Origin of the sequence: Peribacillus muralis (assembly GCF_001439925.1) — a bacterium.
Lineage (GTDB): Bacteria > Bacillota > Bacilli > Bacillales > DSM-1321 > Peribacillus > Peribacillus muralis.
In genome coordinates this window covers 62,711-78,313 of the sequence record NZ_LMBV01000021.1, presented here as the reverse complement: position 1 = coordinate 78,313, position 15,603 = coordinate 62,711, and the positions used below count along the sequence as shown (strand labels likewise).

Genomic DNA, 15,603 nt, shown 5'->3' with positions numbered 1-15,603 from the left:
CTTCTAAAGTGAATTTACCCAAATGAAGTACACCTCCTATTGTTAGATATGTGTCCAACAATGGGGGTGCACTTCACTTTCAGCCTGCGGGGTCTCAAGTAGACACGCATTTCCCGTAGGAGTCTCGCACCTTCCGTTTCATTCCACTCTGGGTGAGTACAAAGACCGTTTCATTGCACTGCAGGCGCTTAGCTTTCCAGAGGCGGTCCTTGAGCCTCCTCGGCTTTCAGCCTGCTGGGTCTCAAGTAGACACGCATTCCCGCAGGAGTGTCGCGCCTTCCGCTTCAGTCCACTCGGTGAGGAGGGCTGGATTTGATTGCATATAAGGAGGGGAGCTGGGCTAGGGAGGGGAACTATTCGTTGTAATCGAGTTTAAAACTCGAAGCTGACATCCGTTGGGCAACACGTTTCAGTTTTTGAATGAAGAAGTGATTTTATCGACATCTTATTAATTGGAGGGATGTAAATGAAAAATCCAATGGTAATATGCCCTGCTTGCGGCGAGGAACGGGAAATGGAGAGTGTATTGACGGCACAATCCAACCAAAATGTGATTTATCAGTGTTCGGAATGCGGTTACAAACAGGTTAACATCAAAACTAGTAAGGGCTAAGGATTTCTTGGGAAAATCCCGCAGGTTGGGATTTTATTGGTCTGGGAATGAGCCTTTTCTGCTTACATATGTTAAACTAAAAGGAGAGCTGTATATAAAACATATGGTAAGGGGTTTTAACATGATCGGTACTCATGATGGGGATTTATTGGAATCCAGCGTTAAAGATTTGATGATTTCTTCTGAACGCGTGGCCCACGTGCAGGTAACCAATAATTTAGAACATGCACTATTAGTATTGACAAAGAGCGGTTATACGGCCATTCCTGTGTTAGATCCGATGTATAAGCTGCATGGCTTGATTAGCACACCAGTCATTCTTGATTCAATCTTGGGACTGGAACGAATTGAATTCGATAATCTTGAGAATAAAAAAGTTTCAGAAATAATGAATATAGACATACCTCGCTTGCATATTGAGGATACACTGACTAAGGGTGTCGAATTGTTAATAGATCATCCATTTGTCTGTGTGGAGAATGATGAACATGTATTTGAAGGGATCTTAACGAGAAGAGCGATCTTGAAAAAAGTATTTAAACAAAATACATCTGAATAAAAAGGGTCGGCTGCAGATTATGGTTACCTTCAAGACTCGCCAAATGGCGAGTTTTCTTGTTTTACTGAAATCCAACAAGCTAGGTAAGTCCATACATATTTAGAAAGGATGCGAAAATTGGGGAAAACAGCGGTTCGTTCAAAAGAGAAGAATAAAAGTTTGAAGCGTCCCTTCATACTAACCGCAATCATGCTGGCCATGTTCATGAATGCCATTGAAGGGACGATCGTATCGACGGCGATGCCGGCCATTGTTAGTGATTTAGGAGGATTTTCCTTGTATAGCTGGGTGTTTTCAGGCTATTTGTTAATGAATGCCGTGACCGTTTTGATATATGGTAAGCTATCCGATATTCTCGGGAGAAAACCGGTCTTACTATTTGGAATTGCTGTATTCTTAATTGGCTCACTTCTTTGTGGATTTGCCAATAGTATGACTGAACTGATCATTTATCGCTTTGTACAAGGTTTTGGAGCGGGGGCTGTGGCTCCTGTAGCTTCAACGATCATCGGCGACATCTATAAAAATGAAGAGAGGGCACGAGTTCAAGGGTATCTATCAAGTGTATGGGGCATTTCTGCGGTCATGGGACCGGCATTGGGCGGCTTGCTTGTTGAAAACCTAACCTGGAAGCTTGTATTCTGGGTGAATATCCCGCTTGGAATTTTATCTTTTATTGGTATATGGTTTTTTCTTCATGAAAATATTGAAAAGAAAAAGCGGGATATCGATTACTTGGGGGCTTCCTTATTGACGTTATCCATCTCTACTCTCATGCTGATTCTTGTAGAAGGAGGAGTGAAATGGTCATGGGTTTCGGCTCCGATCATTTCCTTAGCATTGGTGGCCGTGCTTGCCTTCATCCTGTTCATCCTTCAGGAAAAGCGGGCAGCGGAACCAATGATGCCTTTTGAGATCTGGCAGGAGCGCTCCATCTTGATTGCCAATCTTGTATCGCTGACGACAGGGGTCATGATGATCGGTTTGTCAAGCTTTCTTCCGACCTTCGTTCAAGGTGTAATGGAACGTTCGCCAACCGTGGCAGGTTTTACCTTGACTGCCATGTCGATTGGCTGGCCGATTGCATCCATGGTTTCAGGTCGGCTTTTGCTGAAGATTGGATTCAAATCGACTTCTCTCCTTGGGGGCTGTTCCTTGATTATCGGGAGTTTGATCCTAGTCTGGATGAAGCCTGATGCCGGCCCGCTTTTTGCAGCGATTGGCTCTTTCTTTGTCGGTGTAGGAATGGGGCTTACTTCTACTTCATTCATTGTCGTCATTCAAAAAACGGTCAGCTGGGAAAGGCGCGGGATCGCTACGGCATCCAATATGTTCATGCGTAATTTAGGCAATACAGTAGGCGCTGCCTTACTTGGGGGCGTCATGAATACGAGACTTCATTCCTATTTGAGTGAACATGCACCAAAAGGGACGGAAGTGACGATCGATACCGCCAATAAATTATTGAACAGTGAAGAAAGGGAGTTGCTTCCTGATGCTGTCGTGAAGGTTCTGCAAGAGGGTCTCACATTGTCGTTGCACACGATTTATCTCATTGTCCTTTCCTTTTCTGTAGTTAGCTTCATATTGCTTACGAGACTTGGGAAGAATGAATAGGAATAGTAGATAAAGGCAGTCTCTTTCATGAGATTGCCTTTCATTTTTTTGTTAAGGAAAGGCAATGCGGAGGATTAATTGAAGCAATAAGGCGATCGTGACCGCATGTAAGATGAACTTAAGCTGTCGCGTAGAGATTTTCTGGGCGACACGAACGGCTAACTGCGAGCCAATCAGGGAACCGATCGTATAGTAAATCGCAATATCCCATGCAATGTTACCTGCTAGGAAATAGGTGATGAATGCAGCTGTACAGCTAATGAACGTTTGGAATCTAGTAAAGGCGAGTGATTGAAGGTATGTGGCGCCATTTCTTAAAAACGTATACATAAGCATGGTTGCCTGTCCTGGACCGAACATCCCATCGTAGACACTGATTCCGAACAAGGAAGGATACACTTTTTTGGTAAATGCCAAACCGTCTCAGAATCGGGCTTCGGCTTTTTAATGAAATTCATCACCAAGGCGATCGTCAATAAACAGATGGCCAATAAGTTCATCATCTTTTCAGAGAAAGAATTAGCCAGCAGGCCGCCACAGAAGCCGCCAAATAAGGCAGGAATCAATTTGAGTGTATCCGCGGCTTTTAGCTGTTTTTTCTTCATTAAGATATAAAAACTGGAAAATGAAGAAAACATATTGGAAAATTTGACTGAGCCAATGACCTGGTGAATCGGGAAGCCCAATAATAGAAGTGAGGCATGCCGATAAGACCTCCGCTGCCAGCAAGGGTGCCTACAAAGGAGGCTGCAAAGCTGATGACCAGCAATAAAATAATCGTCAATGGATATCACTCCGTTTCTTTTCCCTTGTATTATAAGCGGACTTTGTTGATAATTACATGTAAATAATTTTAATCATCATGATAAGAATTAATTATCAAGAGGTTGGTGTGTATGTCATTTTCAGAATTTCATCTTTTATCCGTACTAGCTCAAGAAATGAATATGAGAAAAGCGGCTGAGCGGTTGTTTGTTTCCCAACCGGCCTTATCTCAGCGTTTACAATCAATAGAAAAGGATTGGGGCTCGAAGCTATTCCTCCGTTCACAAAAAGGACTTTCGATGACGCCAGCAGGAGAAGCGGTGATCAAATTGGCCAATGAGGTGATCGAAAAAGAAGAAAAGGTGAGGGAAAGTATCCAGGCAATGGATCATGAAGTATATGGCACCTTGAAAATTGCCTGCGCCTCGATCGTCGGGCAAAATTGGCTGCCGCAAGTATTGAAGAAATTCGTCCAAAAATATCCATATGCCAAAATTTCGCTAATCACCGGCTGGAGCAGTGAGATTTTAAAGTCTTTATATGAAGGGCAAGTGCATATTGGCATCATTAGGGGAGCTCCTGATTGGAAAGGGATCAAACAGCACTTATTTACCGATATGCTCTATTTAGTCGATACTGAAATGAAGGAATTGAATCAAGTGTTCGAAACGGATCGCCCGTTCATTCAGTTTAAAAGTGATTCGAATTATTATCAGGAAATTCAGGACTGGTGGCATCGGCAATTCAAAACGACTCCAAAAAACACGATAGTCGTCGACCAAATTGAAACGTGTAAGCAGATGGTGTTCAATGGTATCGGCTATGCAATCCTGCCGGCCATCACGTTGCATGATAAGGATACGAATGTGTTCAAGATCCCGCTTTTGGATGGGCATAACCATTCTATTGAAAGAGATACGTGGCTTTGCGGATATGAATCTTCCTTCCAGCTAAAGCAAGTTCAAGCATTCACCGAAGTGGTGAAGGAACATATTCGGGAGCAAGGTATGTTATGAGTAGGGCAGCATAATAAATTAGAGCAACATACAACTTGTCTTACCAGCAGTTGTCTGGTAAATTTAAGACGAGTAATGATACATATTTAGGAGGTTTACCCGGAATGAATAAAATGGATGCAAACGAAATTATTTCTTTTATCTCAAATAGTAAAAAATCCACACCAGTCAAGGTGTATGTCAAAGGTGATTTGGAAGGCATGGATTTTGGCGCAGCTTCGAAAACTTTCATTACAGGGAATACCGGGGTCGTATTCGGTGAATGGTCTGAATTGGAAGAGGCAATCAAGGCGGCTGGAACGAAAATCGAGGATTATGTAGTCGAAAATGATCGCCGTAATTCCGCCATTCCTTTATTGGATCTAAAAGGCATCAAAGCCCGTATCGAGCCAGGTGCAATAATCCGCGACCAAGTATCGATTGGCGACAACGCGGTCATCATGATGGGTGCCTCGATTAATATTGGCTCTGTCATTGGCGAGGGTACAATGATTGACATGAATGCGATACTTGGCGGACGTGCTACTGTTGGGAAAAACTGCCACGTGGGTGCGGGTGCCGTTTTAGCAGGTGTCATCGAGCCTCCTTCCGCACAACCGGTCATATTGGAAGATGATGTGTTGATCGGAGCCAATGCGGTCGTTCTTGAAGGCGTTAAAATCGGCGAGGGTTCAGTTGTGGCTGCAGGTGCTGTCGTAACGAAAGATGTTCCTCCATACTCTGTGGCTGCTGGAATACCGGCAAAAGTCATCAAACAAATTGATGAAAAAACGAAATCGAAAACAGAGATCATGCAAGAGCTTCGCCAACTTTAATTTTTTAAGTGAATAATGTCTAAAGCGTGGATAATTTTATCCACGCTTTCTGCATAGGGAGGAAAATCAAGTGAAAATAAATCCTTTTGCCGAGATTCGGCGTGACTTGCATCAAATTCCGGAACTCGGATTCAAAGAATTCAAGACCCAACAATACTTACTCAATTACATAACGAGTTTAGGATCTGAGCGAGTGGAAATAGAAACTTGGCGAACAGGAATATTCGTGAAAGTGAAGGGTAGGAATCCTCGGAAAATGATAGGCTACAGAGCTGATATAGATGGCCTGCCGATAAAAGAAGAAACGGGCTTGCCCTTCGCCTCTGCACATGAGGGGAATATGCATGCCTGCGGCCATGATTTTCATATGAGTATCGGGTTGGGTCTGTTAACCCGTTTTTGCGAAAATCCGATCGATGATGACTTACTATTCATTTTCCAGCCGGCGGAAGAAGGACCTGGTGGCGCTGAGCCGATGCTTAAATCGGATACGATGTTAAAATGGAAGCCGGATATGATCCTTGCTTTGCATATTGCTCCGGAATATCCAGTAGGGACGATTGCCGTAAAGGAAGGGCTTTTGTTTGCCAATACATCAGAATTATTCATTGATCTTAAAGGGAAAGGAGGACATGCCGCATACCCTCATGAAACGAGGGACATGGTCATCGCGGCCTGTTCTCTTGTCGGGCAGTTACAAACGGTCGTTTCCCGGAATGTCAATCCACTTGATTCAGCCGTCATAACCGTCGGTAAAATCACCGGAGGCACCGTCCAAAATGTTATAGCGGAGACTGCGCGTCTAGAAGGCACAATACGCACGCTTAATCCTGAAACGATGGTTAAGGTCAAGTCGAGAATAAAAGCGCTTGTCGAGGGCGTGAGAGTTGGCTATGAATGCCTTGCGGAAATAGATTATGGGGCTATGTACCATCAAGTATATAATGATGAACGGTTGACAAAGGAATTCATGGAGTTTACAGAGGCGTCAGCTGATGTTCGTTTGCATCGCTGTACGGAAGCGATGACTGGTGAGGATTTTGGTTATATGTTAAAGGAAATACCTGGTTTCATGTTTTGGCTTGGGGTTTCATCGCAATTCGGATTGCACCACGCTAAGTTGAATCCTGATGAAAAGGCGATAGAAATTGCCATCAATCATATAGCAGACTATTTAATGTTAAAGGGAAACGAAGCTTAAGGTTTATATGACACTCGGAGTGAATGAATGATGTTGGAGGGTTTATAGTGAAAAAAGAATTTGCTGTGATTGGACTTGGCCGTTTTGGCGGCAGTATAGTTAGGGCATTGGCTGAAGAAGGATTAGGAGTGCTGGCCATTGATGCCGATGAAGATCGAGTCAATGAATTCGCACGGATCGCTTCACATGCCGTAGTTGGAGATACGACAGATGAAAATGTACTGAGAAACTTGGGAATTCGTAATTTCGATCACGTCATTGTAGCAATAGGCGAGAATATTCAGGCAAGTATATTGACGACACTCATCCTTAAGGAGCTGGGAGTCGGCAATGTTACGGTAAAAGCACAAAACGATTATCACGAGAAGGTACTTCGGAAAATCGGTGCCGATAATGTTGTGCACCCTGAACGTGACATGGGGAGAAGGATCGCCCATAATATCGTTTCCAATAATATACTTGACTATTTGGAGCTGTCCGATGAACATTCCATCGTCGAAATAGTTGCAAGCCAAAAGATGAATGGAAACTCCATAATTGACCTCGATATCCGTGCCCACTATGGCCTGAATATTGTCGCGATAAAAAGGGGCAATGAAATCAATGTCTCGCCTCAGGCGAACGACTTGATTCATAAGGGTGATATATTGATCGTAATTGGAGCGGATTCCGATATAAATCGTTTTGAAAAGAAAATCGTGGAATAAGGAAGAGTCGTGCCAAAACATCTTAAATGAACAGAAAAACCCCAGCCATTTCATGGCTGGGGTTTTTCTTGTTCATTGTACTTCCATGATGATCGGTAGGATCATCGGACGGCGTTTCGTCTTTTCATAAAGGAATGGAGACAATGTATCAGTAATTTCATTTTTAATTTCGGACCATTGTGTAGTCTTGCGATCCATCACTTTATTCAAATGCTTGGTAATCAAGGATTGAGCATCGCTGATCAGATCTCCTGATTCCCTCATATAAACGAATCCGCGTGAGATGATGTCGGGACCCGAAGCAATTTTGAATTCCTTCATGTTGATGCTGACAACGACGACGACAAGGCCTTCTTCAGACAGGATGCGACGATCGCGTAAAACGATGTTACCGATATCCCCGATGCCGCTTCCATCGATGTAAACGGAACCTGAAGGGATTTTGCCAGCGATTTGTGCTGTATTTTCACTTAAAGAAAGCACTTCACCGTTATCCATGATGAAGCAGTTTTCCTCTGGAACTCCACAGTCGACTGCATGGCGTGCATGGAGTTTTTGCATCCGGTACTCACCATGGATAGGCATGAAGAATTTCGGCTTGATTAAGCGAAGCATAAGCTTTTGTTCCTGCTGCCCGCCATGTCCTGATGTATGGATATCATTCAATGGGCCTGAAATGACTTCTGCACCAGCGCGATATAATTGATTGATCGTTCTGGAAACACTGATCGTATTCCCTGGAATAGGTGATGAAGAAAATACGACTGTATCCCCAGGAATGATTTGGATTTGACGATGTGTTCCATTAGCAATCCTCGAAAGGGCGGCCATTGGTTCACCTTGGCTGCCTGTACAAAGGATGGTGACTTTGTTCGCAGGCATGCGATTTAGTTGCTGTACATCAATGAATGTATCCTTAGGTGCCACGATATAGCCAAGATCCTGGCCTATTGATATGGCAGAATCCATGCTGCGTCCAAAAACGGCTATTTTACGGCCGTTTGCCACTGCAGCCTCCACCACTTGTTGAAGACGGTGGATGTTCGAAGCGAATGTTGCAAAAATGATCCGGCCGTCGACCTTACGGAAAATGTCTTGAATGGTATCGCCGACGCGGCTTTCGGACATCGTGAAATTCTGTACCTCACTATTTGTGCTATCCGAGAGCAAGCACAATACGCCTTCTTTACCGATCTCAGCCATCTTGGTCAAGTTGGCTGGTTCACCCACTGGAGTGAAGTCGAACTTAAAATCACCAGTATGGACGATTTGGCCAGGTGGCGTCTTTACAACAATTCCATAAGAATCTGGGATACTATGGGTTGTCCGGAAGAAAGAAACGGAAGTTTTACGGAACTTAATCACTTCATCTTCACTAATTTCAATCATCGTCGTCTGACGTAAAAGGCCGTGTTCTTCCAATTTATTGCGAAGCAACCCAAGTGCCAGTTTCCCGCCGTAAACAGGTACATTCACTTTTCTAAGTAAATATGGAATCCCGCCAATATGGTCTTCATGTCCATGCGTAATGAAGACGCCTTTAATTTTATCTACATTTTTCTCTAAATAGCTGTAGTCTGGAATCACATAGTCAATACCGAGAAGCTCATCTTCCGGAAATTTAATTCCAGCATCAATGACGATGATCTCATCTTGAAACTGAACCGCATATGTGTTCTTACCGATTTCGCCTAAACCGCCCAGGGCGAATACAGCTGTTTGATCATTTTTTACGAATTTCATAAATTATAGCTCCAATACTTTGTAATCTTCATTTTGTTTTTCATAGTCTAAATATGCTCCGGTTACGGGTAGTACGATTTCTACGTTATAAGGTTCTTCTTTTAGTTTTAAACGAACGTCACGAACGGATTCACCTTCGACAAACATTGTTTTAGTATTCTCCCTGATGGGAACCTCTGATATGGTTACTTGATAGTATACCTTAAAAACCATTTTAATCTCTCCTCACTTGTGTGCATTGCTTTTTTCATTATATATAAAAACAACAATTTTTACATGTTTTTCAACATCATGTAAAAATAAACCCAGCTCCGCCAAAAAAACGGAAGGGGTTTTGCTGAACTAAATATACTAATGTCTGACAAAGTATATAAAAAAATAGATCGCCGGTTCGTTTAGTCCTCTATCCTCTATCCTATCCGTTTTTACTACGTGTAAAACTTAAATCGGCTAATAAAGTTTCGGACAGCTCATTTTCTGGCGATTTCAGCTTATCTCAATTACTGAAAATCATTACCGTTTTCTTTCTTGTTTTTTAAAGTCGCGCTATTGCAGCGCTTAAAAAGAATAACGGTTCATATTCAAAGCAAAATATGTATGATAGCCATTGGCTATCATATTGCCAATGGAAAGAATGCTTAACAAGAACTTTACAACAAGGAAGAAGCCCTCCGCAAGTTTTTGAAGGGCTGTCCGAAAAAAATTCGCAAATGGATGACGGCCATGGCAAGACATGAATGGCGGATCATGCGATGGATTTTTTTCTTAAAAGATCATTCCACTGTTTTACAAGCTTTTTACGAAGCTTTTTTAACATGGCGATCACACTCCCTTAGTTATTATTGTATAGGATTATTCCATAATGTAAATATCTCTTTACAAGTACTTGGCCCATTTTCAAAAAAAGGCTCGTTGAATGGGTAACTAAATTCAAAGGAAGGAAGGGGGAAATGGGAGATGAAGGTCGAGTTAGGAACTCTTAATAGTAGTGTATGCACATTCTTGAATAAAAAACGTGACTTTGAGTGGAATTTGAGACAGTTACTTGACTTATCATGATGACAATTATTAAATGGGTACATATTAGTTAAGGATAAATCGAATGAATTGGAAGTGAATGATTAGTGAAAATCGTATTTTTTGATATTGACGGCACATTGCTGGATCATGAAAAAAAGTTACCTGCCTCAACGAAAAAAGCCATTAAGCAATTGCAGGATAACGGGGTTTTTGTTGCGATAGCAACAGGAAGGGCTCCGTTCATGTTCGAGTCATTGAGAGATGAGCTCGGCATTGATACATTCGTTAGTTTCAATGGGCAATATGTCGTTTTTGAAGGGAAAGTCGTTTATAAAAATCCATTGAACAAATCAGAGGTAAGGAAGCTTCACGAACATGCTGAAAAACATGAAATCCCGATTGTCTTCATGAATGGAGAGACGATGAAATCCAGTGTGCCTCATCATGGCCGAATCGAAGAAGCTTTAAGCACCCTGAAGTTCCCCCACCCTGAGCATGCGGCCGATTTTTATGAGGACAATGATATATATCAGGCATTATTATTTTGCTCCGAAGATGAAGAAGGGAATTATGTAGGGAAATATGATGACTTCCATTTCATCAGGTGGCATACGTACTCTACGGACGTACTTCCGTTTGGTGGTTCAAAAGCAGAAGGCATAAAAATACTAATGGAAAAAGTCGGCTTTGCTCTCGAGGATGTCTATGCCTTTGGTGATGGGTTAAATGATATCGAAATGCTAAAAGTGGCGGGCTATGGCGTGGCGATGGGGAATGCCGGTCAACTTGTGAAGCAGGAAGCCGATTTTGTAACGAAAGATGTCGACGAGGATGGCATATTGTTTGGCTTGAAGGAACTTGGACTCATTTAAAAATAAAAACTCCCGTCGGCTAACAGACGGGAGTTTTTCACAGGAAAATGGTCATCGTTCCACCGCAATCGAATTGTCCGGGACGGTATAAGGTTCTTCCTGATTGATATGATCATAAAACATGATTCCATTCAGGTGATCGATTTCATGTTGAAAGCAAATTGCAGGGATGCCCTTTAACCGAAGTTGGATCGAGTTTCCCGCCAAGTCCGTACCTACAACCGTAATTCGAGCATAACGTGGTACATAGCCGGAAACGGGCCGATTAACGGAAAGACACCCTTCTCCTGTTGTCAAGTAGGCTTTCTCCACTGAATGGCTTAGGAGCTTAGGATTGAAGAGCGCATAGCTGTAGAGCTTATCATCTTGATCTCTTAAATGGACAGCAATCATCCTTTTTGAAACATTCACCTGTGGTGCGGCCAAGCCAATTCCTGCCCTTAACCCATATAGAGCGGCAATATCAGGTTTCTGGCTGTTTTGGACATATTCCATCAAGCTGGCTAAAAGTTGCTTATCAGCATCTGATGCCGGGAGTGGAACCTCCATAGCGACCTTCCGTAAAATAGGATCGTCTTCTTTAACGAAATCATCCATAGTAAGCATCGTTTTTCACCCCCATATAGATTGTTATGATATGTATAAGGTTATTTTAACAAAAAACATGAAGAAAGTTAATGGTTGGGCCGATCTAAAGAGAATGGGATAGGGAGGGAATCCGGGGATACCCGCCCTCCCACCCCATACATTTTTTCAAGTTGAAGTCGAATTAAAAAATACATCTTTTTTCGTGAATCAGGGGTAAATGGATAACATTTCGGGTAAAGGTAAAGGTGATTATCTGTTTAGCATAAGCAAGCGCCGACGATGATGAGCAGAATGAAAAGGACAATGATTATGGCAAAGCCGCTTCCAAAGCCACCGCCACCACATTGCTCACCATAACCATAGCTGGGTGCAACGTTTACCGGATAACAACATTCCTGGTTGTAACCTCCATACATAATTTCATACCTCCGTATTTGTATTGTTTTTAAAGCTGACCACTCTGATTAGAAACGGTCCCTACAGCCTATGCAGTATGGTTTAAAGGGTGTAGGCTAACGCCCAGTAATGAAAAAATCCTGTTTCGAATATGTTTTAGTACGAGTGTCTACCGCTGCTGCTTTAACAGGTATTGTTTAGAAATATGAATCTTCGAAGAACTATCAGAAGGAGCTGTCTATATTGAAGCGTATTGGCCCAATTGTTATTTTACTTCTTTTCACTTTAGTGATGATGACCGGTTGTTTAAATGGTTCGCCGGAAGAAAGAATCCACAACATCCTAGAAAAAACAGCAGAAAAAGAAAAAGATTTCAACAACAATCAAGAGCCGCTTAATGACTTGGAGAAAAAAGAAAAAGAACAGTACGAGAAAATCATTAAACTTGGCATGGATGAATATGAACAAATCGTAAAGCTATCAGATGAAGCTACCAAGAATCTTGATCAACGCGAAGATATAATCGAAAAGGAACAAAGCAGTATGCAATCCTCGAAAAAAGAATTCAAAAAGATAGATGAGCAAATCGGCAAGATAGAGGATGAAAAAATTAAAAAAGATGTGACTGAAATGAAAAAGGTCATGAATGAACGTTATAGTTCTTACGACAGCTTATATGAAGCCTACCAGCAAAGCGTGGCTTATGATCGTGAATTATATGATCTGTTTAAAAAAGAAGATCTAAAAATGGATGAACTGCAAGGTCAAATCAAGAAAATCAATACCTCGTATTCAAAGGTCTTGAAAGCCAATAAGCAATTTAACGCCTTAACGGAAAAATCCAATCAAAAAAAAGAAAGTTTTTATGACAGTTCAGGCATAAAAATGGCTGATTCAACAAAAGAATAAATACTGATGGGCTGTGATTCTCACTCGCAGCCCCTTTTTTTTGGTCGGATCCGAATAGCACATGTGAAATTACTGAATAATAATTCCAGCAAATGAGAATATTCGACTGCCTGTACTAAAAAAATTCGAAAGCGGAAATTCTAACAGCAGATTGGAATGAAAGCGTTTGAAGCTTTTATCGGAATATTCATATAAATTTTACGAAATGCCTTTAGTTCAAGGGGTTTAAGATTCGCAGGATTGTGTGGGCGACAGCAAATGTTATCCTTTGGCATTCCTAAAACGAAAGATAGGTCAATTTTAATGATACAGTTATAAAGATGAAACTGATACAGAGGGGTGAATTCCGTCCTGTAAGATCGATAACTTCGAAAGAATAAGCAACTTCAATACATTGACTGTTGCCAATTCATCTTGTAAATTAATATTTAGATATCCCTTGTATCATTTTCCTTGATTTTTTTTATGGTACAGACTAAGATTGAAGCATATTAAGCGTATCCACGTTTGAGGGATTGGTCTTAAGGGGAAAATAATTCAATGGATTGTTGAAGAAGCTATAAAGTAAACTGTTTCTGCTTTATAGAATGATAATTACAAACCTTTTTAATGAAAGGATGAGGTGCCAAATGGCTCAAAAAACTAAACAAGCCAAATTTAATGTTCAAGATCAGCTTAAGAAAGTGGAAGAACAATTTGAAACTTTTCAGATTATAAACGAAGAGGGAGAGGTCGTTAATGAAGCGGCAATGCCTGATTTAAGCGATGAGCAGTTGCAGGAACTAATGCGTCGTATGGTTTATACACGTATCTTGGATCAACGTTCAATCTCATTGAATCGCCAAGGACGTTTAGGATTCTATGCACCAACAGCCGGTCAAGAGGCTTCTCAAATCGCCTCCCAGTATGCTTTGGAGAAAGAGGATTTCATTCTTCCTGGCTATCGTGATGTGCCGCAAATCGTTTGGCATGGTCTGCCGTTATGGCAAGCATTCCTATTCTCTCGCGGACATTTCAAAGGTAATCAAATGCCTGAGGATGTTAATGTCATTTCACCGCAAATCATTATCGGTGCTCAATATATCCAAGCTGCAGGCGTAGCGCTTGGAATGAAGAAACGCGGTAAAAAAGCGGTAGCGATCACTTATACAGGTGATGGTGGAACTTCACAAGGTGATTTCTATGAAGGAATCAACTTTGCAGGTGCATTTAAAGCGCCAGCTATTTTCATCGTGCAAAATAACCGTTTCGCGATCTCAACTCCTGTTGATTTGCAATCAGCGGCGAAAACATTGGCTCAAAAGGGTGTGGCTGCAGGTATTCCTGGAATCCAGGTTGATGGTATGGATGCGTTGGCCGTCTATACAGCCGTTAAGGAAGCCCGTGAACGTGCAATTAATGGCGAAGGCCCTACACTGATCGAAACATTGACGTACCGTTATGGACCACATACGATGGCTGGAGACGATCCGACCCGTTACCGTACATCCGACATGGATAATGAGTGGGAACTGAAAGATCCATTGGTTCGTTTCCGTAAGTTCTTGGAAAACAAAAAACTTTGGAATGAAGAATTAGAGAACGAAACGATAGAAAAAGCTAAAGAAGATATTAAAGAAGCAATCAAAAAGGCTGATGCAGAACCGAAGCAAAAGGTTACTGACCTTATTGAAAACATGTTTGAAGAAATGCCTTATAACCTTAAAGAGCAATATGAAATTTATAAAGAGAAGGAGTCGAAGTAAGCCATGGCTCAATTGACGATGATCCAAGCAATTACAGAAGCATTACGTACAGAACTTAAAAACGACGAAAACGTACTCGTTTTTGGAGAAGATGTTGGTCTTAATGGTGGAGTTTTCCGTGCTACGGAAAATCTTCAAAAAGAATTCGGCGAAGATCGGGTATTTGATACTCCTCTTGCTGAATCTGGAATCGGTGGTTTAGCGGTCGGTCTTTCTTTACAAGGTTTCCGTCCTGTTCCTGAAATTCAATTCTTCGGATTCATATATGAAGTAATGGACTCCGTAAGCGGTCAGCTTGCCCGTATGCGTTACCGTTCAGGCGGTCGTTACAATGCGCCGGTTACAATTCGTTCACCATTCGGAGGCGGAGTGCATACACCGGAAATGCATGCGGATAGCTTAGAAGGTTTAATGGCTCAGCAACCAGGATTAAAGGTGGTTATTCCTTCAACTCCTTACGATGCAAAAGGCTTATTGATTTCAGCGATTCGTGATAATGATCCTGTCATTTTCCTTGAGCATATGAAATTGTACCGCTCATTCCGTCAGGAAGTGCCTGAAGAAGAGTATACGATTCCGTTAGGAAAAGCGGATGTGAAAAGAGAAGGAACGGATTTATCCATCATAACTTATGGTGCAATGGTACAGGAATCCATCAAGGCAGCGGAAGAATTGGCTAAGGATGGTCATTCGGTTGAGGTTGTCGACTTAAGGACTGTATCTCCACTTGATATTGAGACAATCATTGCTTCAGTAGAAAAAACGGGACGCGCTATCGTTGTCCAAGAAGCACAGAAGCAAGCTGGCATAGCAGCAAATGTGGTCTCCGAAATTAACGAACGTGCCATTTTGAGCCTGGATGCTCCTGTATTGCGAGTGGCGGCTGCTGATACGGTATTCCCGTTCTCTCAAGCTGAAACGGTATGGCTCCCTAATTATAAAGACATTATGGAAACGGCGACTAAAGTCTTAAAGTTTTAACTTAATCTAAAGTAAAGCGAATGAAAGTGCTTGCTTGAGAAAGAATTAGCATTAAT

General features: G+C 42.0%; 17 protein-coding genes. 11 read left to right on the top strand and 6 right to left on the bottom strand.

All coding sequences use genetic code 11. The features are described 5' to 3' along the window. Nucleotides 1–466: 466 nt before the first annotated feature. From ASU00_RS25820 to ASU00_RS19415, 3 genes are all read left to right on the top strand, one after another. A complete protein-coding gene (locus tag ASU00_RS25820) occupies nt 467–613 on the top strand; it encodes a hypothetical protein (RefSeq protein ID WP_169792919.1) in 147 nt (48 codons plus the stop codon). Nucleotides 614–734: 121 nt separating this feature from the next. Then, nucleotides 735–1,172 carry a cyclic-di-AMP-binding protein CbpB gene (cbpB, locus tag ASU00_RS19420; RefSeq protein WP_057915118.1) on the top strand — a complete coding sequence of 146 codons (438 nt, stop codon included), beginning with the start codon at nt 735–737 and terminating at the stop codon, nt 1,170–1,172. A 108-nt stretch (nt 1,173–1,280) separates the two neighbouring features. Next, on the top strand, nt 1,281–2,789 hold the full coding sequence (locus ASU00_RS19415; protein WP_057915117.1) for an MDR family MFS transporter: 1,509 nt from the start codon (nt 1,281–1,283) through the stop codon (nt 2,787–2,789). Nucleotides 2,790–2,840: 51 nt separating this feature from the next. On the opposite strand, the gene ASU00_RS26725 is transcribed toward ASU00_RS19415, so the two are convergent. After that, on the bottom strand, nt 2,841–3,176 hold the full coding sequence (locus ASU00_RS26725) for a sulfite exporter TauE/SafE family protein (RefSeq protein WP_269085336.1): 336 nt from the start codon (nt 3,174–3,176) through the stop codon (nt 2,841–2,843). Next, on the bottom strand, nt 3,104–3,427 hold the full coding sequence (locus tag ASU00_RS26720; RefSeq protein ID WP_269085337.1) for a hypothetical protein: 324 nt from the start codon (nt 3,425–3,427) through the stop codon (nt 3,104–3,106). Before ASU00_RS26720 ends, ASU00_RS26725 begins: the two co-directional genes overlap by 73 nt. A gap of 258 nt (nt 3,428–3,685) precedes the next feature. On the opposite strand from ASU00_RS26720, the gene ASU00_RS19405 reads away from it, so the two are divergent. The 4 genes from ASU00_RS19405 (at nt 3,686) to ASU00_RS19390 (ending at nt 7,293) form a co-directional block, all read left to right on the top strand. Beyond that, nucleotides 3,686–4,570 carry a LysR family transcriptional regulator gene (locus ASU00_RS19405; RefSeq protein WP_057915116.1) on the top strand — a complete coding sequence of 295 codons (885 nt, stop codon included), beginning with the start codon at nt 3,686–3,688 and terminating at the stop codon, nt 4,568–4,570. Nucleotides 4,571–4,674: 104 nt separating this feature from the next. Next, nucleotides 4,675–5,385 (top strand): 2,3,4,5-tetrahydropyridine-2,6-dicarboxylate N-acetyltransferase, encoded by a 711-nt coding sequence (gene dapD / locus ASU00_RS19400; RefSeq protein WP_057915115.1) that lies wholly within the window; start codon nt 4,675–4,677, stop codon nt 5,383–5,385. Nucleotides 5,386–5,461: 76 nt separating this feature from the next. Further along, nucleotides 5,462–6,586 carry an N-acetyldiaminopimelate deacetylase gene (locus ASU00_RS19395; protein ID WP_082630493.1) on the top strand — a complete coding sequence of 375 codons (1,125 nt, stop codon included), beginning with the start codon at nt 5,462–5,464 and terminating at the stop codon, nt 6,584–6,586. A 47-nt stretch (nt 6,587–6,633) separates the two neighbouring features. After that, nucleotides 6,634–7,293: a potassium channel family protein gene (locus ASU00_RS19390; protein ID WP_057915113.1), complete on the top strand. Its 660-nt coding sequence runs from the start codon at nt 6,634–6,636 to the stop codon at nt 7,291–7,293. A 72-nt stretch (nt 7,294–7,365) separates the two neighbouring features. On the opposite strand, the gene rnjA is transcribed toward ASU00_RS19390, so the two are convergent. Together rnjA and ASU00_RS19380 are read right to left on the bottom strand one after the other, a co-directional pair. Beyond that, complete coding sequence (gene rnjA, locus ASU00_RS19385) at nt 7,366–9,036, bottom strand: ribonuclease J1 (RefSeq protein ID WP_057915112.1); 1,671 nt, start codon at nt 9,034–9,036, stop codon at nt 7,366–7,368. Nucleotides 9,037–9,039: 3 nt separating this feature from the next. Then, nucleotides 9,040–9,249, bottom strand: a complete 210-nt coding sequence (locus ASU00_RS19380) for a DNA-dependent RNA polymerase subunit epsilon (RefSeq protein ID WP_057915111.1) — start codon at nt 9,247–9,249, stop codon at nt 9,040–9,042. A gap of 911 nt (nt 9,250–10,160) precedes the next feature. Here ASU00_RS19380 and ASU00_RS19375 point away from each other — a divergent pair. Continuing rightward, complete coding sequence (locus ASU00_RS19375; RefSeq protein WP_057915110.1) at nt 10,161–10,928, top strand: Cof-type HAD-IIB family hydrolase; 768 nt, start codon at nt 10,161–10,163, stop codon at nt 10,926–10,928. Between the two features lie 51 nt (nt 10,929–10,979). On the opposite strand, the gene def is transcribed toward ASU00_RS19375, so the two are convergent. Both def and ASU00_RS24730 read right to left on the bottom strand, forming a co-directional pair. Next, nucleotides 10,980–11,534: a peptide deformylase gene (gene def / locus ASU00_RS19370; protein WP_057915109.1), complete on the bottom strand. Its 555-nt coding sequence runs from the start codon at nt 11,532–11,534 to the stop codon at nt 10,980–10,982. A 239-nt stretch (nt 11,535–11,773) separates the two neighbouring features. After that, a complete protein-coding gene (locus ASU00_RS24730) occupies nt 11,774–11,932 on the bottom strand; it encodes a YjcZ family sporulation protein (protein ID WP_082630491.1) in 159 nt (52 codons plus the stop codon). Nucleotides 11,933–12,155: 223 nt separating this feature from the next. On the opposite strand from ASU00_RS24730, the gene ASU00_RS19365 reads away from it, so the two are divergent. The 3 genes from ASU00_RS19365 (at nt 12,156) to ASU00_RS19355 (ending at nt 15,547) form a co-directional block, all read left to right on the top strand. Beyond that, nucleotides 12,156–12,821, top strand: coding sequence for a YkyA family protein (locus ASU00_RS19365; protein ID WP_057915108.1), 666 nt, complete (start codon nt 12,156–12,158; stop codon nt 12,819–12,821). Between the two features lie 629 nt (nt 12,822–13,450). Then, nucleotides 13,451–14,566 (top strand): pyruvate dehydrogenase (acetyl-transferring) E1 component subunit alpha, encoded by a 1,116-nt coding sequence (gene pdhA / locus ASU00_RS19360; RefSeq protein WP_057915107.1) that lies wholly within the window; start codon nt 13,451–13,453, stop codon nt 14,564–14,566. Between the two features lie 3 nt (nt 14,567–14,569). Beyond that, nucleotides 14,570–15,547, top strand: a complete 978-nt coding sequence (locus ASU00_RS19355; RefSeq protein ID WP_057915106.1) for an alpha-ketoacid dehydrogenase subunit beta — start codon at nt 14,570–14,572, stop codon at nt 15,545–15,547. Nucleotides 15,548–15,603: the final 56 nt, after the last annotated feature.